Annotated in this window: 18 protein-coding genes and 1 other annotated feature; of the genes, 14 read left to right on the top strand and 4 right to left on the bottom strand. The window is 38.2% G+C overall.

The features are described 5' to 3' along the window. Positions 1-111 precede the first annotated feature (111 nt). The 9 genes from AC0KSB_RS05415 (at position 112) to mnmA (ending at position 10002) form a co-directional block, all read left to right on the top strand. The gene (locus AC0KSB_RS05415) at positions 112-852 is read left to right on the top strand and encodes a GntR family transcriptional regulator (RefSeq protein WP_472307198.1); all 741 of its coding nucleotides are present in this window, start codon (positions 112-114) and stop codon (positions 850-852) included. Beyond that, a complete protein-coding gene (locus AC0KSB_RS05410) occupies positions 852-1991 on the top strand; it encodes a cysteine desulfurase family protein (protein WP_472307197.1) in 1140 nt (379 codons plus the stop codon). Before AC0KSB_RS05415 ends, AC0KSB_RS05410 begins: the two co-directional genes overlap by 1 nt. A 25-nt stretch (positions 1992-2016) precedes the next feature. Further along, positions 2017-3204 (top strand): tRNA uracil 4-sulfurtransferase ThiI, encoded by a 1188-nt coding sequence (gene thiI, locus AC0KSB_RS05405; protein ID WP_472307196.1) that lies wholly within the window; start codon positions 2017-2019, stop codon positions 3202-3204. Continuing rightward, on the top strand, positions 3201-4181 hold the full coding sequence (locus tag AC0KSB_RS05400) for an AIR synthase family protein (protein ID WP_472307195.1): 981 nt from the start codon (positions 3201-3203) through the stop codon (positions 4179-4181). Before thiI ends, AC0KSB_RS05400 begins: the two co-directional genes overlap by 4 nt. Before the next feature lie 161 nt (positions 4182-4342). After that, positions 4343-5584 carry a serine hydroxymethyltransferase gene (locus AC0KSB_RS05395; protein ID WP_472307194.1) on the top strand — a complete coding sequence of 414 codons (1242 nt, stop codon included), beginning with the start codon at positions 4343-4345 and terminating at the stop codon, positions 5582-5584. Positions 5585-5590: 6 nt separating this feature from the next. After that, positions 5591-6925, top strand: coding sequence for a replication-associated recombination protein A (locus AC0KSB_RS05390; RefSeq protein WP_472307193.1), 1335 nt, complete (start codon positions 5591-5593; stop codon positions 6923-6925). A gap of 208 nt (positions 6926-7133) precedes the next feature. Next, entirely contained in the window at positions 7134-8336 is a 1203-nt protein-coding gene (nifS, locus tag AC0KSB_RS05385) for a cysteine desulfurase NifS (protein WP_472307192.1), read from the top strand. Positions 8337-8476: 140 nt separating this feature from the next. Next, positions 8477-8902 carry a Fe-S cluster assembly scaffold protein NifU gene (nifU, locus tag AC0KSB_RS05380; protein ID WP_472307191.1) on the top strand — a complete coding sequence of 142 codons (426 nt, stop codon included), beginning with the start codon at positions 8477-8479 and terminating at the stop codon, positions 8900-8902. Continuing rightward, on the top strand, positions 8902-10002 hold the full coding sequence (mnmA, locus tag AC0KSB_RS05375) for a tRNA 2-thiouridine(34) synthase MnmA (protein ID WP_472307190.1): 1101 nt from the start codon (positions 8902-8904) through the stop codon (positions 10000-10002). Before nifU ends, mnmA begins: the two co-directional genes overlap by 1 nt. Positions 10003-10047: 45 nt before the next feature. Here the strand turns inward: mnmA and AC0KSB_RS05370 are convergent, their stop codons facing one another. After that, entirely contained in the window at positions 10048-10890 is an 843-nt protein-coding gene (locus tag AC0KSB_RS05370; protein ID WP_472307189.1) for a histidinol-phosphatase HisJ family protein, read from the bottom strand. Between the two features lie 210 nt (positions 10891-11100). Here AC0KSB_RS05370 and AC0KSB_RS05365 point away from each other — a divergent pair, with 210 nt between their 5' ends. Next, complete coding sequence (locus tag AC0KSB_RS05365) at positions 11101-12594, top strand: aminopeptidase (protein ID WP_472307188.1); 1494 nt, start codon at positions 11101-11103, stop codon at positions 12592-12594. A gap of 50 nt (positions 12595-12644) precedes the next feature. On the opposite strand, the gene AC0KSB_RS05360 is transcribed toward AC0KSB_RS05365, so the two are convergent. Continuing rightward, positions 12645-13622, bottom strand: coding sequence for a tyrosine recombinase XerC (locus tag AC0KSB_RS05360; protein WP_472307187.1), 978 nt, complete (start codon positions 13620-13622; stop codon positions 12645-12647). Between the two features lie 44 nt (positions 13623-13666). After that, positions 13667-15673 (bottom strand): clostripain-related cysteine peptidase, encoded by a 2007-nt coding sequence (locus AC0KSB_RS05355; RefSeq protein ID WP_472307186.1) that lies wholly within the window; start codon positions 15671-15673, stop codon positions 13667-13669. 240 nt (positions 15674-15913) lie between these two features. On the opposite strand from AC0KSB_RS05355, the gene asd reads away from it, so the two are divergent. The 4 genes from asd (at position 15914) to leuA (ending at position 21257) form a co-directional block, all read left to right on the top strand. After that, positions 15914-16999 (top strand): aspartate-semialdehyde dehydrogenase, encoded by a 1086-nt coding sequence (asd, locus tag AC0KSB_RS05350; RefSeq protein WP_472307185.1) that lies wholly within the window; start codon positions 15914-15916, stop codon positions 16997-16999. Positions 17000-17073: 74 nt separating this feature from the next. Further along, on the top strand, positions 17074-18018 hold the full coding sequence (locus tag AC0KSB_RS05345) for an alpha/beta fold hydrolase (RefSeq protein WP_472307184.1): 945 nt from the start codon (positions 17074-17076) through the stop codon (positions 18016-18018). 29 nt (positions 18019-18047) lie between these two features. After that, entirely contained in the window at positions 18048-19031 is a 984-nt protein-coding gene (locus AC0KSB_RS05340; RefSeq protein WP_472307183.1) for a LacI family DNA-binding transcriptional regulator, read from the top strand. A 117-nt stretch (positions 19032-19148) separates the two neighbouring features. Next, positions 19149-19428 (top strand) — a binding site (T-box leader). Between the two features lie 152 nt (positions 19429-19580). Continuing rightward, positions 19581-21257, top strand: coding sequence for a 2-isopropylmalate synthase (gene leuA / locus AC0KSB_RS05335; RefSeq protein ID WP_472307318.1), 1677 nt, complete (start codon positions 19581-19583; stop codon positions 21255-21257). A 403-nt stretch (positions 21258-21660) separates the two neighbouring features. Here leuA and AC0KSB_RS05330 read toward each other — a convergent pair. Beyond that, positions 21661-22183, bottom strand: a 523-nt coding sequence (locus AC0KSB_RS05330; protein WP_472307182.1) for a hypothetical protein, incomplete at its 5' end; no start/stop codon positions are given.

The following is a 22183-nucleotide window of genomic DNA, read 5'->3' as shown; positions in this document are numbered from 1 at the left end:
TCATGCTATGATGTAAAGACAGCATGAGTTCACGAGAGGATAGGGGAATAAATCCCCCTGTCCTCTTTGATGACTTGGCTTTGTGAACTATTAATCAATCGGAGGTTAATTATGAGACTTGATAAGCATAGTAGCGTACCTCTTTATGCCCAGCTAAAAGAAATTTTGCTTGAAAGAATTAAGCTTGGTGAGTATGCTCCGGGAACCAGAATTCCTTCAGAGCTTGTATTATGTGATGAACTAGACCTAAGCAGACCAACTGTCAGACAGGCGGTTTCTGAGCTTGTTGCTGAGGGAACTCTTGTTATTGTAAAGGGAAGAGGAACTTTTGTAGCTGCCGAACCAGAACGTTTTGAGCTACAAAAATTCAATGCTTTTACCTGTTCATTTCTTATGATTAAAAACCTTGATGATATTCGCATCGACAGTATAAAAAGTATTAATTCAGCAGAGGATATAAATAAACTTTTTAACTCGACAGATGCATCTGTTAATACCGGCTACTGGCAGATAGATTGGTCATTGAGAGCAAAAGACCATGTTTTAGGCTGCTGCCGGTCTTTGGTTCCTGTTGTAATGTTTCCAGAACTTTCCAGGGATCTTGAAAATGGCAAACAAATGATTGATATTGTAGCTAATAAATATGCATATCTTCCGCAAAAAGGTAGTCTTCGTATGGTAGTCAGAGCATCTTCTGAGTTAGAGGCAAGAATGCTTGATATATCACGCAGATCACCTGTTATATCTATGACTAGTACTCTGACTTCACGCAGCGGTCATGCCTGTGAAGTGATAGAAACGGTATTTAGACCTGATCTGGTCGCTGTAAATTTTGATCAGGGTAGAAGCTGATGATTTATCTTGACCATACAGCAACAATGATACCTGATGCAGAAATAATAGAATATTTTTCAAAATGTATGAAAAATTTCCCTGCAAATCCTGCTTCTGCTCATAGCTTAGGCTATGATGCTAAAAAAGCTCAGGCCAAAGCTATCAATCGCCTTAGTAGCTTGTTTGGCTGTCTGCCGGAAGAAATTCTAATTACCTCCGGGGGGACAGAATCTATAAATACAGCAATTAAAGGTGGACTTGAAGCAAATCCAAGAGCTGGCAAAAGAGTGCTTATAAGTGCGGCTGAACATTCCGCTGTTGTTTCATGCTGCAAATGGCTGTCAGGACATGGTTATGAAGTTGAAACCATACCAGTTACGACTGAAGGCATTATAGATCTTGAAGCTTTTGAGCAGGCTTTGCAAAGGCCTTGTGCTTTGATAAGTCTGATCTATGTTAATAATGAAACAGGAGCTGTAAATCCGATTGATGAAATTGTGAGAATAAAGAATAAAATTCAGCCGGATTGTCTCATTCATATTGATGGTGTTCAGGCAGCTGGTAAAATAAACTGGCAATTTTCAAATCTGGGAGTTGACTTTTTTTCTGGAAGTGGACATAAATTTGGTTCTCCAAGAGGAATCGGCTGGCTGATACATAAACGTGGAATCAAAATTGCTCCGATTATTCACGGTGGAGGTCAACAGGCTAATCTTAGATCAGGAACCGAAAATGTACCTCTTATCATGACAATGGCTTTGGCTGCAGAAAGAGCTTTTGACAAAATAGAGGAAAAGAACAAGTATATTGCAGATCTGAAAAAAGTTTTGCTGGAGCAATTATCTGAAAAAAATGTAGCTTTTAACCTCATATCGCCTGCAGGAGCGCTTCCTTCGATTGTTAATCTTTCGGTAAAAGGATTAAGAGGTGAAACTTTGCTGCATGCTCTTGAAAATCAAGATATTTTTGTTTCTACCGGTTCTGCCTGTTCGTCAAAAAAAAGAGGTGAAAGTGCTGTACTTAAAGCTATGCAGGTTTCAGCAGATGATCTTACAGGTAGTATCAGGATAAGTCTTAGTACCAAAGAAACACAAGAGATAATGAAAGAAACAGCTTCGGCAATTGCGAAAATTGCTGAATGGCTGGTTAAGAAATAAAACAAAATAAGGGAAGAATAAATTTATGACTAAATGTAATTATGAAGAAATGATTCTGATCAGACTTGGGGAAATTGCCCTTAAGGGTATGAATCGTGGCAAGTTTGAAGGACAGCTGATGCGCAATATCAAATATCGGCTTAAAAAAATTGGCAGATTTGAAATATCTCAAAGTCAGTCCAGAGTTTGGGCAAGACCACTTGAACCTGATCTGAATCTTGATCAGGCTATGGAAATGATCAGCAAGGTTTTTGGTCTGGTTTCTGTAAGCCCGGTTAGAAAGTTCAGAGGGGATCTGGAAGAGATAGGTAAACAGGCAGTACAATATGTGGGTGATTTGCTTGCTGATGGCAAAAAAAGGAGTTTTAAGGTTGAAAGCAGACGCGGCAATAAAAATTTCCCTTATAACTCAATGGATATCAGTCGGGAAATCGGTGGGATTTTAATGACTGCCTATCCTGATTTGCTAACTGTAGACGTAAATAATCCTGAATTTACTTTTTACGTTGAGGTCAGAGATTATAACTATATTTACCATACAATTATCAAGGCTCAAAAAGGTTTACCGGTTGGGATGGGCGGTAAGGGTATGCTACTGCTTTCCGGTGGTATTGATAGTCCGGTAGCGGGATATATGATGGCATCAAGAGGAATGCAGATTGATGCTGTTTATTTCCATGCTTTCCCTTTTACCAGCAATCAGGCAAAAGAAAAGGTAGTTGATCTGGCAAGGCTGTTGACACCTTATACAGGCCAAATCCGGCTTCATGTTGTTAATTTTACCGACATACAGATTGCGATTAGAGATCATTCTCCAGTTGATATGATAACTATTGTAATGCGGCGCATAATGATGCGTATAGCACAGGAACTTGCTGTCAAACGTGGTTGCAAAGCTTTGATTACCGGTGAAAGCCTTGGTCAGGTTGCAAGTCAGACTCTTGAGGCTCTTTGTACAACAGATCATGTTGTTGCTAGCCCGGTTTTCCGGCCGCTGATCGGTCTTGATAAGGATGATACTGTGCAACTGGCTCGCCGAATTGGTACTTTTGAGACTTCTATACTGCCTTATGAGGATTGCTGTACGGTTTTTGTTGCCAAGCATCCTAAAACACATCCATCACTAGAGCATGCAGAAGATGCAGAAAAAAATCTGGATATTGCTGCTCTTGTGCAGCAAGGTTTGGATAACATAGAGGTGATTGATCTTTGAAAACAGGTAAACTGACTCCGCAGGAGCTTTCTGAGATTGTTTTTTCTAATTTGCCGCCGCTGACTGACCAGATTGCCTGTGGTCCTGGCAATGGTCTTGATTGTGCTGCCATAAGACATCCTGGCGGATTTGTAGTTATGTCCAGTGATCCAATAACCGGCGCAAGTAAAGATATCGGCAGTCTTGCCGTACACGTATCATGTAATGATCTGGCGGCTTTTGGTGTACGCCCAGCTGCATTAATGCTCGTTTTAATTGCACCCGTTGATGCCCAAAAAGAAGATATAAACAGGATAATGAAGCAGGTTGGACAAACGGCAGAAGAGCTGGGTACAGTGATTGCCGGCGGACATACGGAAATAAGCGATGCTGTTAACAGATTTGTTCTTACTACTACAGCAATTGGTTTTGAAACTGTGGGTTTAATTAAATCAGGAGGAGCAAAACCTGATGACTATCTGATTATGACAAAAAAGGCAGCTTTGGAAGGGACTGCAATCATTGCAGCTGATATGCCGGAAAAACTTGCAGATATACTTACTCCTGAGCAGATAAAAAATGCAGCTGATATGATAAAACAGATAAGTGTTGTACCGGAAGGTATATGTGGTGGTGAGATGCGTGTTCATGCCATGCATGATGCTACAGAAGGTGGAATTCTTGGTGCAGCCTGGGAAATGGCAGAGGCTGCTGATATAGGCATTGAGATAGAGCTTGAAAAGATTCCGGTTGATCCTTTGACAAAAAGCATCTGCAATAAACTCAGCTTAAATCCATACCGCTTGATCAGCAGTGGATCTATGCTGATGGTCACAGATAAACCGGATAAGCTTCTGGCAGGCCTGCAGGACAAAAAGATTGAAGCAACAATCATCGGGCGTTTTGTTCATGGCAAAAAGCGGATTTTTAGAGAAAATGGTAAAAATATAATTTTGGACGAGCCTGACAGGGATGAGCTTTATAGATGCTTTGAATAAACACTAATCTATATAGCTTTTTCGTTCATTTTAACAGCCTTTTTTGCTTTACAAATTACGTTAATAATGTAGAATAGTTTTGATATGGATTCAAATATCCAGAAAATGTTATTAAATTAGATAAAATTATCTAAATTATAAATAATCGGGAGGTCAACAAAATGTCATATACTCATTTGTCCAAGGTAGATCCTCAGGTCTACGATGCAATTAAAAAGGAAACAGGTCGTCAGCGTTCTAAAATTGAGCTGATAGCATCCGAGAATTTTGTCAGTGAGGCTGTTCTGGAGGCTTGTGGTTCACCGCTTACAAACAAATATGCAGAAGGATATCCTGGCAAACGTTATTATGGCGGCTGTGAGTATGTAGATATTGTTGAAACACTGGCAATTGAAAGAGCAAAGGAATTATTTGGTGCAGATCATGTCAATGTACAGCCACATTCAGGAGCACAGGCTAATACAGCTGTCTATTTTGCCATGCTGGAACCTGGTGATACTATTCTTGGTATGGATCTTGCTCATGGCGGTCATTTGACACATGGTATGTTCAAAAATGTTTCTGGCAAAACTTATAAAGCTGAAAGCTATCAGGTTGATCCTGAAAAAAATCTGATTGATTATGACGCTTTGCTGGCAAAAGCACGTGAAGTAAAACCTAAAATGATTGTAGCAGGTGCTAGTGCGTACCCAAGAGTAATAGATTTTGCAAAATTTCGTGAAATAGCTGATGAAGTAGGCGCATATTTATTTGTCGATATGGCTCATATTGCCGGTCTGGTGGCAGCAGGACTGCATCCAAGCCCGATTCCTTATGCTGATTTTGTTACGACAACAACACATAAAACTCTGCGTGGCCCAAGAGGCGGTATGATTATGTGTAAAGAGGAATATGCCAAGGCAATAAACTCAGCAGTATTCCCTGGACAGCAGGGCGGTCCTTTAATGCATGTTATTGCAGCTAAAGCAGTTGCTTTCAAAGAAGCTTTAGCTCCTGAATTCAAGGAATATCAGCAGGCAATACTTAACAATGCACAGGCTTTGGCAAAAGGCCTGACCTCCAGAGGTATCAAGCTTGTTTCTGGCGGCACAGATAATCATCTTATGCTTGTAGATTTAAGAGGTACAGGTGTAAGTGGTAAGGATCTGCAATTAAGACTTGATGATGTTAACATTACATGCAACAAAAACGGTATTCCTTATGATCCGGAAAAACCAACTATTACAAGTGGTATCAGACTTGGTACTCCTGCTGTAACAGCAAGAGGGATGAATGAAAATGATATGGATGTAATAGCAGAACTTATTCATCTTGCTTTGACTGATTTTGATAATCAGAAAGAGAATATTATCAAACGTGTGGATGAGATTTGTTCCCAATATACACTTTATCCGGAGTATTGATCTGCTATGAGTGACCTTTTTTCTGACCAAGGATCTGCGAATTTAAGCCGGCAGCCGCTGGCTTATAGAATGGCGCCGACAGATCTTAGCGAATATGTAGGTCAGGAGCATATATTAAGCAAAGGTAAAATGTTAAGAAGGATGATTGAAGCTGACAGACTCAGCTCAATCATCCTTTTTGGTCCTCCGGGAACAGGGAAAACCTCTTTGGCACGAGTGATCGCAAATCAGACTTCTGCCGGTTTTCAGAAATTAAATGCTGTTACATCAGGGGTTGCAGATATCAAAAGAGTAATAGCGGATACGCAGAATATGATATTAAATCCTTCGGGAAGAACAGTTTTGTTTATTGATGAGATACACCGTTTTAACAAGGCTCAGCAGGATGCTTTATTGCCTCAGGTTGAAGATGGAACACTTATTCTGATAGGCGCAACCACAGAGAATCCATTTTTTGAAGTTAATAAGGCTCTTATTTCAAGATCGACTGTTTTTCAGCTTAAACCACTTACTGAGATTCATATAATAAAAATTCTGCAACAGGCACTTCAAAATGAACAAAGAGGTCTGGGGCGTTATGATGTTGATTTGTCTGAAGAGGCATTGCACTATATCAGCAATCTATCAAACGGAGATGCCAGAATAGCGTTAAATGCGATTGAACTTGCTGTTACGACAACTAAACCTGCGGCAAACGGCAAAATAATTATTAATCGCGAGACTGTTGAAGACTGTATGCAAAAGCGCAGTATAGCCTTTGATAAAAATGGCGAAAATCATTATGATACGATCAGTGCAATGATCAAATCAATGCGCGGTAGTGACCCGGATGCGGCTGTTTTTTATCTGGCGAGGGCACTTCATGGTGGAGAGGACATAGAATTCCTTGCCCGCCGTATCTTGATTTGTGCAGCTGAGGATGTCGGTTTGGCTAATCCGCAGATGCTGGGGATTGCTCTTGCGGCTTATCAGGGAGTACAGATGATAGGTATGCCGGAAGCAAGGATTCTTTTGGCAGAAGCCGCTATTGCAGTAGCAACAAGCCCCAAGTCAAATGCTGCCTATACTGCCGTTGATAAAGCTCTTCAGGATATTGAGCAAAAGCAGACAGGTGAGATTCCAATGCATCTTAGAAATGCACCTGCTAAAGGTATGTCTGAGCTTGGATATGGAACTGGTTATAAATATGCTCATAATTATGAAAATAACATAGTAGACCAGCAATATTTACCTGATGCTATCGCAGGAACTGTATATTATGATCCTACCAATAATGGTTATGAAGCCAGAGTGAAAGAATGGTTGGACAAAAGAAGGAAAAACCAAGCTGGTAACAATTAACATCTGTTAAACTGTACAAATCCCATGATTACACTGGGGATAGCGAACCTTCAGTAACTTTGGTTACTACAGCAAATTGTTGTCAGGAATAAAGTATTACAGAGATAGTGTTGCAATAGAGGCGCTGTCTATATACAAAAGAATGAATATTTCGTAAGATATATTCTGGCAAATACATTATTAATGATCCGAGGAAAGGGATGACATAATGAGCGGAAAAGAAAGAGTTTATCTTGATTATGCTGCGACTACTCCTGTAAGGCAGGAGGTTTTAGATGCTATGATGCCTGTGTACAAAGATGTTTTTGGTAATCCATCATCTTTTTATAGTGAAGGGCAGGTGGCTGCCGGTTTACTAAATGAAGCCAGAAATAAAATTGCGGAATGTATAAATGCACAGTCCAGCGAAATATATTTTACTTCATGCGGTACAGAATCTGATAACTGGGCAATAAAGGGAACGGCAATAGCTCGTGCCGATAAAGGAAAACATATTATTACTTCTAAGATTGAGCATCATGCTGTTTTACACCCCTTTGAGGCTCTTGAAAAACAAGGCTATGAAGTAACATGGATAGAGGTTGACAATGAAGGTCTGGTCAATCCTGAAGATGTATTAAATGCAATCAGAGAGGATACAATACTTGTATCAATTATGATGGCAAATAATGAAATAGGAACTATACAACCTGTGTCTGAGATAGGTGCTATCTGCCGTGAAAAGGGAGTTGTTTTCCATACAGATGCAGTTCAGGCTGCAGGAGCGGTAGAGATAGATGTAAAGAAATTAAATGCTGATCTTATTTCTTTTTCCGGTCATAAATTATATGCTCCTAAGGGAGTAGGCGCCCTCTATATAAGGAAAGGTTTGAGAATTGCCAATCTCCTTGATGGTGGAGCTCAGGAGAGAAACAAACGTGGCGGAACAGAGAATGTAGCTTCAATAGTTGGCTTTGCTAAGGCTTTTGAATTGGCTGTTGCGGAACTCGATCAGAATATGAGCAAATTAGCAGAACTGCGAGACAATTTGATAGAAAAGATTTTAAAAGAAATACCGCACTGCCGGCTCAATGGACATCGCAGCAAAAGATTGCCTAATAATGTCAATATTTCTTTTGAGTTTATTGAAGGAGAGTCTATTCTTTTAATGCTTGATCATTATGGGTACTGCTGCTCCAGTGGATCTGCCTGTACCTCAGGATCTCTTGATCCCTCTCATGTTCTGCTGGCAATAGGCCTGCCTCATGAGATAGCACATGGGTCTTTAAGGGTAACTTTTGGCAAATATAATAAACTTGAAGATGTTGATAATCTGGTGAGAGATTTAGCCCAGATCGTCCAACGTCTGCGCGATATGTCACCGCTTTATGCTGATTTTATAAAAACAGGGAAAAGAAATATTGAATTGTAAAGTCGGTTTTATACAAGAATACTGAAAATTTATTCTGTATAATAGATTTACAAAGAAAAGGTAAACATTTTAACAAGTCAATTATTTGATTTTTGTGGTAAAATACCAGATGGTAAATATATCAGGAAAGCAGGGATTATATGCAGTATAGTGATAAAGTAATGGATCATTTCATGCATCCTCGTAATGTCGGGGAGATAGAAGACGCATCGGCTAGTGGAACGGTCGGTAATGCTAAGTGCGGCGATATCATGAAGGTTGATCTGAAAATAGAAAATGATATTATTGTAGACGCCAAATTCAAAACTTTTGGTTGTGGTTCTGCTATTGCTACAAGTAGTATGGCGACAGAAATGATTATTGGTAAAACTGTTGAAGAAGCTCTTAATATCACCAATAAGGCTGTTGCTGAGGCTCTGGATGGGTTACCGCCGGTAAAAATGCATTGTTCACTTTTGGCTGAACAGGCAGTTAAGTCAGCTATAAAAGAGTATTATGAAAAAACAGGCAAACTTAATGATGATAATAAAGCATTGTTTGACATGCTGGAGGAAGATACTCATTAATGAATAAACTGGTTTTTCATAAGCCTTTGCCTGACCGGATTATGCTTGGTGTCAGCGGCGGAGTGGACAGCTCTGTCGCTGCTTTGTTGTTGAGGCAGGCAGGGTGTGAAGTGTTTGGCCTTACCATGATTACTCAGCCAGAAGCACAGGCTTCGGTTGCAGATGCTGCTGCAGTGTGTAAAAGCGCTGGTATTGAGCATATTGTGGTTGATGTTCAAGCTAAATTTGCAGAAACTATTATAGCTGATTTTGTTTATGGATATACAGCAGGTAGAACTCCTAATCCCTGTATTTTATGCAATCCTACGATAAAATTTGATGTGCTATATAAATACGCTGCCGAATATAATTGCAAAGGGGTAGCCACTGGTCATTATGCCAATGTCAGAAAACTTGATAATGGTCGTTTTGCTATGGAAAAAGCTCCTGTAGGTTTTAAGGATCAGTCTTATTTTCTTAACCGCCTATCACAGTCACAATTAGCCGGTTTGTTTTTCCCGCTTGGCAGCTTTCAGAAATCAGAAGTACGGCAGATAGCTCAGGACAATGGACTTTTGACAGCAGATGGCAAGCAGATGGGGAATAAACCAGACAGTCAGGATAATTGCTTCATACCGGACAGTGATTATGCCAGTTATATTCGCCGTTATCTGAATATGCATAATAAAGATCTTTTGTATCTGACTGAACCAGGAGATGTATGTGATTTTAAAGGAAATGTATTGGGAACTCACCGTGGGCTTATAAATTTTACGATTGGGCAGCGTAAAGGGTTTAATGTAAAAACCACAGAAAGACTTTTTGTTCTTGACAGAGATATTGAAAAAAATATTCTGATCGTAGGAGATCATGAAAAGCTTCTTAGGAAAGAAGTAATCGTTAAAGATATTGTTTATTCTGGTCTTGCAGGTATTGATAAGCCCACAAGACTTTTGGGTAAAATAAGACATTCTGCCAAAGAAATGCCTTGTACCGTATCTAGTGAGTCAGGCAACAGGTTGAGAGCTGTTTTTGATGAACCTGTTGTTTCACCTGTAACTGGACAATCATGTGTTTTTTATCTGGATGATCTTATTATGGCCGGTGGATTTATAGAATAAACAAAATCAGCTAAGCGCAAATAATAAAGCAAATAAAGCTAAATATTAAGTAATACTATATAAAACAGGCTTTCTTTCAACAAAATATGTCAGCTTATCAATATTCTGAGATAATAGCCAATCTTTCATTTCATCAAAAATCAAAGCCGCATGCCCATAATGATGGCTGTCGGAACTGATTGAAATATATTTACCACCAAGCTCCAGATAGCGCTGGAAGATTTTTTCATCAGGGAAACTATTTTCTTTGCTATAACCGGTTTCTCTTAATTTTACGGTTGTTCTTGTATTTATTTCGAGGCATTTATCGGTAGCTATCATAGTTTTGAACAGCCGGTCAAAAGCCTCAGGAGCATGTTCATATTTCATTTTATTGTTACTGCTTTTAGCATAACGAGAAATATAATCAAAATGCCCTAGAATGTCATAATCAGGACAGGATGTTATCATGTCATGCATTCTTTCTATGGCTTTTTTATAAGTGATTTCCAAGCCTTGATCGAAAAAATCAGCGTCTACATAAGGATCTTTTTTATCAAGTACATGTAAAGAAAGAATAATGCTGTCAAAAGGATAATTTTTTACAAGGGCAGCCAGATGCTCATTAAGGTGAGGCAGCCAACCAAGTTCCGCACCGATGAGAAAACTTAGTTTGCTATCGTTTTGATAATCCTTTGAGATATATCTATATTTTTTCAACTCAGAAAAATATTCATCGGGATCAAAAATATCCTCATATCCTCTTTCATAGAACATGTCTTTTTCATAATGATCAGTAAGACAAACTCCAGCAAGTTTTTTTTCTGTTGCATCTGCTAATAATTCTTCAATCTTCTGACTGGCATCGTGTGACCAAGGAATAACATGAGTATGTGTATCAAAAAGCATATTTATTTCCTCTATATATTTAATCAATATATTTATTTCAAGTTTAATATTCCACCGCCGATTATATATCATATTGTACACCCTGTCATTGTGGCTATGGTAACAAAGAGCTGGGGATGATAATGCTTTATTATGATATAATGGGCAAAAATTGTGAAAGGAGTTTGCTTTAATCTGAGTAAAACAGGTTAAATGCAATACGAGTTATATATGAAAGAGAAGAAAATGAGTGGAAAATTAAATGGTAAGAAAATTGCTTCTGATAAAAAAACAAGTGATAAAGCAGGAGATAAGGATAAAGTAAAGCAGTTAAAAGAAGATCTATGTATGCAGTATACAAATTTATGGGATACTGTCAGCCAGGATGATAGAGATTTTGCTTTTGCTTTTGCCGATGAATATAAGACTTTTTTGAATATTGCTAAGACCGAAAGAGAATTTGTAAATGCTGCCGTTGAAAATTTGGAAAGTATAGGATTTGTTCCGGTTGAAAGCAAAGATAGATTACAAGCTGGAGACAAGGTATATAAAAATGTACGAGGGAAAGCCCTTGCAGCAGCAATTATTGGTAAAAAATCGGCTTTAGAGGGTATGAATCTGATTGGTGCACATGTTGATGCACCAAGACTTGATCTTAAACCAAATCCTTTATACGAGGATAATGATCTTGTGTTAATGAAGACTCATTATTATGGTGGTATTAAAAAATATCAATGGGCTGCAATGCCATTGGCTATACATGGTGTGCTTTTTCTCAAAGATGGTAGTTCAAAAACTATCTGCATTGGTGAATCGGATGAGGATCCTGTTTTTACCGTCACAGATCTGTTGCCGCATTTAGGTTCTGAACAGATGTCACGCAAGGCTACTGAAGTTATAAAGGGTGAGGATTTAAATGTTCTGGTAGGTGGGATGCCATATCCTGACAAAGATGTAAGTGGTCGTTTCAAGCTGGGAATTTTACAGTTTCTTAATCAGAAATATGGTATAACCGAAAGGGATTTTGTAACCGCTGAGATAGAAATTGTACCTGCTCAGAAAGCCAGAGATGTTGGACTTGATGCAAGTTTTATAGGTGCATATGGTCAAGATGACCGCGTATGTTCATACGCTGCTCTTACTGCTCTTACGTCACTTGAAAAAACAGAAAAAACAGTTGCTTGTTTATTGTTTGATAAGGAAGAAATAGGCAGTGCGGGCAATACTGGTGCTCAATCGAGGGTATATGAATATTTCCTTTATGATTTATATGCAAAAAGCTGCAATGATCAGCCTAGCCAATCAGAATTCCAGCGGGTGCTCGAAAACAGTGCTCTGTTATCTGCAGATGTTACAAATGCTTTTGATCCTACATATGCTTCTGTTTCTGATCCGCGTAATAATAGCTTTATGAATAAAGGAATAACACTTGTTAAATATGTTGGTGCTAGAGGTAAAACAGGTACAAGTGATGCAAATGGCGAATTTTTTGCTGAAATTGCCAGAATTCTTGATGCTAATAATATACCTTGGCAGACTGGTGAGATGGGTAAAGTAGACGCTGGCGGCGGTGGTACGGTTGCCAAATTTTTAGCTCATCTTGGTATGGAAGTTATTGATTGCGGCGTTCCGGTTCTTTCCATGCATTCAACCTTTGAAATAACAAGCAAAATAGATCTTTATTTCACTTATCTTGCTTATCAGGCTTTTTATAAAAACCGTTAATCAGAGCATAAAAGAAACAGGCTGTGGTTTTTACCACAGCCTGTATATCATTAACTGTCTTTTTTACGAATTTGATTTAATGGATTGCTCTCAACAGCTTTATGCAGAGCGTCTTGGTCAATATGTGTGTAAATTTCAGTTGTGGATATGCTCGAATGACCTAGTATTGCCTGAAGTGCTCTGATATCAACATGACCGTACTTATACATAAGTGTTGCCGCTGTATGACGAAGTTTATGCACGGAATATCTCTTTGGATCAAGTCCGATAGAGATAATATAATTTCTAATTAACCATTGTACTGTTTTGGGACTGATTCTCTTACTTAATCTGCTCACAAACAGTGCTTTTGCATCTTTATTGTCAATAACAGGTCTGTCATCAAGCCAGTCCTCTAGTGCAGCTATACAGGCACTGTTAAGATAGATAGTACGTTCTTTACCGCCTTTACCAAAAACAGTGAGTGTGTCTTCACGTATATTTGGTATATCTATGCTGCAAAGTTCGGACAAACGAAGACCGCAGTTTAGAAAGAAAGTAAGGATACAATAATCCCTGCTTGACCATCTGTAATTACGTGCCGCTGCTTTCTCTAAAAGCTGCTGGCTTTCGTCCAATGTAAGATGTTTTGGCAGTTTTTTCATGATTTTTGGAGACTCAAGATCGGCAGCAACATTATCTTCAAGTATTCTGGCTTTGTTTTTCAGATAATTGAAAAAAGTGCGAATAGAAGAAATTCTACGTGCTCTGGCGTCCGGGCTGTTTTTTCTTTCTGAGCTTAACCAGGAGACAAAAGAATACATCTCTGTGAGTTTAATGGACTTTAGAAATGTATCGTCAATCAGATTAACAGGGATTTCTTCCCAAGGCATATCTTCTGATACCAATCCCCGTTTTTGGATCAGAAAACGGAAAAACAGAATCAGATCATAGCGGTATTCCTTAATTGTATTTGGTGACCTCTCTTTTATTGCCTGGAAATAATCAAGAAACTGATCAAGCCAATAACATGTTTGTTCGTTTTTCATAAATCATTCTCCCGTAATGCTGCGGTATTAGACAGTCTTAATTATCAGACTTCAGTATATATTTCACCGTCTTCGACAGTAAACCACACAGGAGCAGAGTAATAGTAATTGTTTTGAATGTCAATCATTTCAAATAGCATGACAAAATCACCATCACCCAGATCTATCTCATAAAATTCAGTAGATTCTGTTACCGTAAAAGTATCTATGTATAAAGCTTCAAAGTCATCATCTCCAGATACCGTGGCACCATAATGAATAGTTGTAATTTCATCTCCTGGCTTAAGTTTAATTAAGTTTTTATCCGCCATGCCACTTTCTGCAAGCCCTTTTCTTGCTCCAAGGATGCTATATTCTTCGGTTTCGTAGCTATAGACAACACTCAAATTTACTTCTTCTCCATTTAAAAGTACAGGTACAGAATATATGTTATAGTCATCGCTTGAATAGCTATAATCCATGTAAACAAAGTAGCCATCGATAGAGCCCCATACCCCACGGAAATTGTCCTCAAAAACCCCGTTTATCCAATCTGCATATAGATCATTATCTCTACCAAGAAGTATCATATAGTCTTCTTCATGATCAACATAATAGAGTTTAAAATTAACTTCGGTCAGCAGATCTGATTTTTCAGAACCTATATCGAGCTGGGCATAGCCATCATCTGTTACATATAAAGGATAATCTTCCAGTCCTGCCGAATCGGAAGAAGGTATATCACGTATTTCAATAGAATCATAATTTTCAATCAGATATTGACTTTGACTTGGCAGTTTTCCTGTTATTATATATTCGTAAAGAAATTGAAATGACTCGCTACATGCTACTTCGCTATATTCTAAATAGTCCTCATAATCTTTGTTATAGGAATAATAGCAAGATAATCCACTTGCTTCCTGGCGAAAAGGACCGTTAATTTTATAGACTACACATTCATCAAGGGCTTTTAAGAGCATATCCGCATTTTCTGGCAAAATATCAGAGGAATTTCTTACAAGACTCCCTAAATCAACCATGTTTGTATAGCCTTCTTCTCTTGTATTGCCACCATAATTTTCAGAAACTGCTGCTTTTCTCCCGAATTCAGAGAAAAACAATGGATCTTCACTTGCATAATTAAGAGCTTCAATTCCTATATAATTATAAATATCTATCAGTGGTTGTAATTTTTGCAAATCTATAACAGATAATGTGATGTCATCTTCAGTCCAGTATATTTCGCACCCTTCTACATAACTGTCACAGATCTTGATGCCTAACTCTGCACCAGAAAGTGCGGTTCCGTCAAAAGCCTCCATAATACCAGTGTAATTCCAACCGTTTCCTGGTTCCATTTCTTGTGAGGCAACAAAGTATCTGGAAATACCATTGAAAATATAGGCCGTATCTATTGTTGCCATCAGACAACAATCAAAACCTATAAGATCAAGTGGTGGATTTTCATTAGAAGAACCAAATACAGAGGTAAAAGCGGATTGCATCTCAACTAAAGTTAAAGAATCATTGTCGAAAAGCTCGTCAAAAGCTGCTCCGCTAACACTGCCGCCACCATGATTCCAGATAATAACGGCAGTATTGTCGGCAGGATATTCTTCATAGGCAAAACTTAAAAAGTCCTCGAGAGTATCAGCACTTCCCATATTTGCAAGCGGTTTTTCTTCGATTAGATCGAAACCGTCGCTGTCGTAAATATATCGTCCCAGGGCATCGGCTGAAACAATATCATTCTGCCATTCATAAGCGCCGCCTGTCTGGATAATAACTGAAACATTTTCAGGAAGTTCAACCTCCATCATTTCTATCAGATCTTCTGTAGCGGCTCCATCTTGACTTTCAAGATCGCTGCCGCATAAGTACCAGTAGATCACCCAGGTATCATCAGCACTATAAGTTTTTGTTGTTTCTGTATCAATAGTGTTAAATTCATTTTCTGTAACAGAGGTAGAGACTGATAAATCTTCTTCAAAATCCCAATCATCACATGAAGTTAAAGATAGTATCATCAGTAATGCAATAATTAAAGAGGTCAGCTTATTAAATTTTTTCATATATCACCTTTATTATAAATATTTTAATAAAATGATAGCATTCGTCTGCTTTTTTAGTCAATAAAAATTATTAAACTGCAATCGTATAATGAGTTATAATAAGTTAAGTAAAAAGCATTGTTTTTTGGCAAAAGCGACTTCTTGAAAAATAATTAGAAGTATGATAAACTTCACGATTAGTAGACAAATGTCTTTGGTACATGGACAATTAAAATTATGAGGGATTAGGAGATATCAACAATGGAACAGAAATTAAGAGTTGGAATTATCGGTGCAACAGGATATGTAGGTCAGCGCTTTGTTACACTTTTGGCAGACCATCCCTGGTTTGAAACAACTGTAGTTGCAGCTTCACCAAGATCTGCCGGCAGATCTTATAAAGATGCAGTTGCAGGACGTTGGAAGCTGGAAAAAGATATGCCTGAAAACATTGCCCAAATGATAGTAGCCAGTACAGATGATCTAGAAAAGTGGGTAGAGGATGTAGATTTTGTTTTCTGCGCCGTTGATATGAAAAAGGATGATATACGTGCTTTGGAAGAGCGTATTGCTAAACTGGAAACCCCGGTCGTATCCAATAACTCAGCTCACCGCTGGACAGAGGATGTGCCTGTGGTTATTCCTGAAATAAATCCTGATCACACTGCTATGATAGATGCACAGCGCAAAAGATTGGGTACAACCAGTGGTTTTATCGCTGCAAAGCCAAACTGTTCTATTCAGAGCTATGTGCCTGCTTTGAGTCCTTTAAGAGAGTTTGGCATCGAGCAGATCAGTGTTTGTACTTATCAGGCGATATCAGGTGCAGGTAAAACATTTACCGATTGGCCGGAAATGATAAATAATCTGACACCATATATTGGTGGGGAAGAAGATAAGAGTGAAAAAGAACCTACCAGAATATGGGGAGAACTGAAAGGTGATCATGTTGAGCTGGCTGTTAAGCCTGTAATCTCTGCTCAATGCTACCGTGTTGCTGTTCAGGAAGGACATACTGCGGCAGTTTCTGTTAAGTTTAAAAATAAGCCGACAAAAGAACAAATTCTTTCTATCTGGAAAGATTTTGCCGGTATCCCTCAAAAAGCAAATTTGCCTTCTGCTCCGCAACCTTTCCTTAGTTATATGGAGCAAGATGACAGACCTCAGCCGGTGCTTGATGCTATGCAGGGTAATGGCATGGGAGTTACGATTGGCCGGTTAAGAGAAGATTCAATTTTTGATTATAAGTTTGTCTGTCTGTCTCATAATACTATTAGAGGCGCTGCAGGCGGTGCTGTTTTAACAGCTGAACTACTTGTGCATCAGGGTTATATAAATAAAAAGTAAAACTTCAGCCTTGGGTAAAAAGCAAACCAGATCTTTTCAGATCTGGTTTTGTGCATAGGAGGTATTTTTGCCATATGTTTATCAAGGATAATTCTCTGGACTTTGAATCTCATACAGGTCAGAATAAAATACAACCTTTACTTTATATTCCTGACAGTGAAATAAAAGTAAAAGCTTTTATGCTGATAGTTCACGGCATGGCAGAGCATCAGTTACGGTATAAAAATTTTGCAAAATTTCTTTGTAGTAAAGGTTTTGTAATATGTACTCTGGATTTGCCTGGGCATGGAATGACTGCTCCTGATGAGAAGCATCTTGGATACTTTGCTGAATTTAACGGTGGAGAAAAAATCCTGCTGGATATTGATTTTCTAATGAACCGTCTTATGGAAAAATACCCTGATCTGCCGGCTTTTATTTTAGGTCATAGCATGGGCTCGATGATTGTTAGACAATTTTGTGCTACGACAACCCTAAAAATTAATGGTGCCATTTTTTCCGGCACGGTTGCTCCAAATCCTCTTGCAGGTATTGCAACTTGGCTTGCTGCCAGATCGATGAAAAAGAATGGTGGATTTTATCGTGATCTAAAACTTGATCATCTGATGAATAAGGATTTTCAAGCAAAAATATCTAATCCTGCTTCCGATTTTGATTGGATATCACATGACACCGACATCGTAAAAGCTTATAATGATGATCCTTTATGTGGCTTTGTATTTACGGCAAATGGGTTTTATAATCTTTTTTACTGGACTAAACAGGTATCAAGCAAAAAATGGGCGGAAAAAATTCCTCTGGATGTACCATTATTTATTTTTTCTGGAGATCAGGATCCGGTTGGCAACTATGGCGCTGGTGTCAGAAAAATAGTAAAATGGCTGCAGGACTGTGGGCATAAACCTGATTTGACTATTTATGAAGGTGGCAGACATGAAATGTTAAATGAAACTAATAAACAAAAGGTTTGGGCTGACATTTGTAATTGGCTAGATAAAATCATAGTTGCAATAGATTAGCATAAATTTATCGCGGGGGATTCTTTTGAATGATAACAATTAAGGATATAGCAGAAAAAGCAGGAGTTTCTTACGCAACCGTATCGCGGGCGCTAAATAACAGAGCAGATGTAAGTGAAGAGACAAGAGCTCGGATTATGGAGCTGGCTCAATCTATGGGTTATCAGCCTAACGCAATTGCTCGCAGCTTGGTAAAACGCAAGTCAGAAATCATAGCTTTGATTGTGCCTGATGTGAGTAATCCTTTTTTTGCCGATATAACTATGGCAGTACATACAGCGGCAGAAAAGGCAGGGTATACCACAATGGTTTGTAATACCGGCTGGGATCCGGTTAAAGAACAAGAAAAACTCAGAGTTATGGTAGAACAAAGAGTTGATGGTATTATTCTCAAACCAACTGCTTTTTTACGCCCTGGAGCATTGGAAGCTTTAAATGTACCTGTGATTTTATTTTGGCATGCTATGGCAGATGATTTGAGCTATATTGAAGTTGATCATGAAGCCGGTGCTCGCCTGGCGGTAAAACATCTTGTAGAAAGAGGATTTCGCAGGATTGCTTTTATGGGAGGGCAGGAAACATCACCATCAAATCAGATTCGTCTTTTGGCATATCAGCAGACCCTGCAGGAATCAGGTTTGAGCGTAGATAGCAGCCTGATAAGCTATGGTGGTTTTGGTATAGAAAGTGGTTATCATAGACTAAGTAGTCTTATGAAACTGCCTGAACCACCTGATGCAGTTTTTTGTGGTAATGATATTATCGCAATGGGAGCTCTTCACTATGCAAAGGATAATGGTATAGCTGTGCCTGAGCAGTTAGGTTTAATTGGTTTTGACGATATATCGTATGCATCACTGCCACAGATAGGCCTAAGCACGGTATCTCAGCCAAGAACCAAGTTAGGGGAGCAGGCTTTTCATGCTTTGATGAAAGAAATTGAAGTTTTCCCCAGCCGAAGCAAACAAAGATTGCTGGTCGAGCCTGAACTTATTATCAGATCAACAACATAGCAAGAATCGTTCAGAAATCTGTTTCTTTTGTAACAGTGAAGGTGTTTTGAAAATCAAAGGTTGACTGAAATAATATATTTGTGGTAGATTAGTCCCAACGAACCGTTAGAATTTAATATAGACACGTTGACAGGGATTATTAGTTTCTGTGGAAGATTACAGAGAACTGCTGGTTGGTGTGAAGCAGTATCGGAAGCGTTATGAACTCACCCTTGAGTGCACAGATTGAGACCTTATTTTGGTTTAGATTATGTCGGAAGTCCTCCGTTACAAGGACAGGATATCGATAATTATTTAATTAAATTTGAAAAATTATCCGTATCTGTTGAGAGCATATTGTTTTTTGCAATATGAATTAGAGTGGTACCGCGGAAAGTTTTAACCTTTCGTCTCTGAATGAGATGAGAGGTTTTTTTGTCGTTATCAGAAGTTTTGATGAATAAGCAATCCAAATCTTTCTGATCTGTAAAAGAATGAAAAGAAGTTCCAGAGAAAGCAATTGAATTAAAAAGTTGTTTTATAAAAGAAGGGAGAATTATTGTGATTAAAATGAAACATGTTGAGAAGTACAGGCCTTATCCAGTAATGAATATGCCTGATCGTGAATGGCCAAGCAAGAGTATAACTAAAGCTCCGCACTGGTGCAGTGTTGACCTACGTGACGGTAATCAGGCATTGGAAATACCGATGAACCTCGAACAGAAGTTACAGTTTTTCCAGTATTTGGTTGATATGGGTTTTAAAACAATTGAAATTGGCTTCCCAGCCGCTTCTGATACCGAATTTCAATTTACAAGACATCTTATCGAGAATAATCTCGTACCGGATGATGTTCAAATACAGGTACTGACGCAATCACGTCAGCACATCATAGAAAGAACATATGAAGCACTGAGGGGAGTGCGTAAAGCGGTTGTGCATCTTTATAATTCTACCTCAACTTTGCAAAGAGAAGTTGTTTTTGGTATGGATAAAAATCAATGTAAGGATTTGGCTGTTTTTGGAGCTAAACTGGTGCGTGAGTATGCCGAAAAGGATACTTATGGAACTGATTTTACCTTTGAATATTCGCCGGAGAGTTTTACCGGTACGGAAATTGATTTTGCCGTTGAAATATGTGATGCAGTATGTGATGTCTGGGAACCTACTCCTGAGAAAAAAGCTGTAATTAATCTGCCAGCAACCGTAGAAATGTCAACTCCAAACATTTATGCTGACCAGATTGAGTACTTCTGTAAGCATACTAGATATCGTGACAGCATTGAGGTCAGCTTGCATACACATAATGATCGTGGCACTGCTGTTGCAGCGACTGAACTTGGTATACTTGCAGGAGCTGATAGAGTAGAAGGTACGCTTTTCGGCAATGGCGAAAGAACAGGAAATGCCGATTTTGTAGCTTTGGCACTTAACATGTTTTCGCAAGGTATTGAACCCGGACTGGACTTTTCTAACATAAATCAGATTATAGATGTTTATGAATCTTCAACCAGAATGGTAGTGCCACCAAGACATCCTTATGCAGGAGATCTGGTATATACTGCATTCTCAGGATCACATCAGGATGCAATTAATAAGGGTATGAGAGCAATGAAAAAACATCCTGATCAATGGGAAGTTCCATATCTGCCAATTGATCCAATGCATGTGGGACGTAATTATGACCCAATTATTCGCATTAACAGCCAGTCAGGCAAAGGTGGTGTAGCATATATTCTTGAGCAATACTATGGTCTTTTGTTGCCAAAACCTATACAACAGGCATTTAGTCTTGTTGTAACCAAAGAATCAGACAAAACAACAAGAGAACTCAGACCTGACGAGATACATAATCTTTTCCAGGAAAAATATGTTAATCAGACAAAACCATTGCAGCTGAAAAGTTATCGTGAAGAAATGATAGACGATCAAACTGTAAAAATGAATGTTGCTTTGATGGTAAATAATAGTGAAGTTACAATTGAAGGCATGGGAAATGGTCCTTTGGATGCTTTCTGTAAAGCTCTGCAAAAATACCTTGATTGTCGAATTGAAATCACATCTTATAATGAGCATGCTTTGGAAAGAGGATCAACATCAAAAGCCATAACATATGTACAGGTTCAAAATGGAGATGATAAAATTTATATTGGTGCAGGCATCAGCAGTAATGTCAGCAAATCGTCATTAAGAGCGGTTATAGCAGCTGTAAATCAAATGCCCGCAGCAAAAAAACACCAATCATAAAATAAAGCTTAATTGACATAAAGAATAGAGCAAAACTAATTGTAATAACATTTATAAAACGTTGTCTGACACCATTGCCAGGCAACGTTTTATTTTATCATTATGGTAACCAAATATTGTAAGTTGTATAGAAAAACCGAGACTACTAGCGGCTTGAGTCAAGAATGGTAAATGTGTTTTAGATTATTGTCTAAATTTGTTATTGAAGATAAAAGGTAGATATACAGATTCTACTAGACAAAATAATAATTTTGTCTAGTACAGAGGAGAGGTAAAATACAAAACCGACTTTAGAAATGAAAAACAGATCTAAAGTCAGTCTTTTTGTTGTTTTGATTTCTTTATTAGATTTTTAGACAAAAGTCATTTTCTTATTAGTGTTTAGAAGTTGCACTATATGATTTCAGGATTCGGTTCCTGTAATTAAACTCAGATAATCATACTTAGATGCAGATTTACATACTTCAAAAATAAGATCATTATTTTCTGCATTTAATGTTATTACATGCTTGTAGCCTTTTTCGTTAATAACTAAAAATCCTATTTTTTTTAATGACGAAATTTCTTGCTGATATTCTGTAATCATTTCTTCTTGAGAGTTTTTTTCTGTCGCTCTTATAAATTCGGCCTGATCCGTGTCGAAGATTTCATATATGTCGCTCAATTCAGCCTCAGAATCTAAAATGATTATTCTGGCACCATTTTTGAATGTTTGTTCTATTTTGTCTTTAACATCAGAATTTTTAAGAACATGACCGTCTACCCACAAAACATCACTATATGATATATCATTAGCTTCAGCAGGTGAAATAATTTTTATATTATTCACTTTATTTAAATCAAGATTATCAGTTATATATAATATTTCATCTTTTTTACCTGTTGTCTCCTCAGAATTTTGTACAGCCAAAACTACTATTGTAGTA

The organism is Ercella succinigenes, assembly GCF_900002895.1.
The sequence above is the reverse complement of the archived record's forward strand: the minus strand, read 5'-3'. Positions and strand labels throughout refer to the sequence as shown.

Bases quoted from the DNA above. Each gene is read 5' to 3' on its own strand.
- nifU (WP_472307191.1), top strand. From the start codon at position 8,477: ATGCAGTATAGTGATAAAGTAATGGATCATTTCATGCATCCTCGTAAT.
- AC0KSB_RS05345 (WP_472307184.1), top strand. From the start codon at position 17,074: ATGTTTATCAAGGATAATTCTCTGGACTTTGAATCTCATACAGGTCAG.
- AC0KSB_RS05410 (WP_472307197.1), top strand. From the start codon at position 852: ATGATTTATCTTGACCATACAGCAACAATGATACCTGATGCAGAAATA.
- AC0KSB_RS05365 (WP_472307188.1), top strand. From the start codon at position 11,101: ATGAAAGAGAAGAAAATGAGTGGAAAATTAAATGGTAAGAAAATTGCT.
- AC0KSB_RS05340 (WP_472307183.1), top strand. From the start codon at position 18,048: ATGATAACAATTAAGGATATAGCAGAAAAAGCAGGAGTTTCTTACGCA.
- AC0KSB_RS05395 (WP_472307194.1), top strand. From the start codon at position 4,343: ATGTCATATACTCATTTGTCCAAGGTAGATCCTCAGGTCTACGATGCA.
- nifS (WP_472307192.1), top strand. From the start codon at position 7,134: ATGAGCGGAAAAGAAAGAGTTTATCTTGATTATGCTGCGACTACTCCT.
- thiI (WP_472307196.1), top strand. From the start codon at position 2,017: ATGACTAAATGTAATTATGAAGAAATGATTCTGATCAGACTTGGGGAA.
- AC0KSB_RS05360 (WP_472307187.1), bottom strand. From the start codon at position 13,622: ATGAAAAACGAACAAACATGTTATTGGCTTGATCAGTTTCTTGATTAT.
- AC0KSB_RS05390 (WP_472307193.1), top strand. From the start codon at position 5,591: ATGAGTGACCTTTTTTCTGACCAAGGATCTGCGAATTTAAGCCGGCAG.
- mnmA (WP_472307190.1), top strand. From the start codon at position 8,902: ATGAATAAACTGGTTTTTCATAAGCCTTTGCCTGACCGGATTATGCTT.
- AC0KSB_RS05370 (WP_472307189.1), bottom strand. From the start codon at position 10,890: ATGCTTTTTGATACACATACTCATGTTATTCCTTGGTCACACGATGCC.
- AC0KSB_RS05415 (WP_472307198.1), top strand. From the start codon at position 112: ATGAGACTTGATAAGCATAGTAGCGTACCTCTTTATGCCCAGCTAAAA.
- asd (WP_472307185.1), top strand. From the start codon at position 15,914: ATGGAACAGAAATTAAGAGTTGGAATTATCGGTGCAACAGGATATGTA.
- AC0KSB_RS05355 (WP_472307186.1), bottom strand. From the start codon at position 15,673: ATGAAAAAATTTAATAAGCTGACCTCTTTAATTATTGCATTACTGATG.
- leuA (WP_472307318.1), top strand. From the start codon at position 19,581: ATGAAACATGTTGAGAAGTACAGGCCTTATCCAGTAATGAATATGCCT.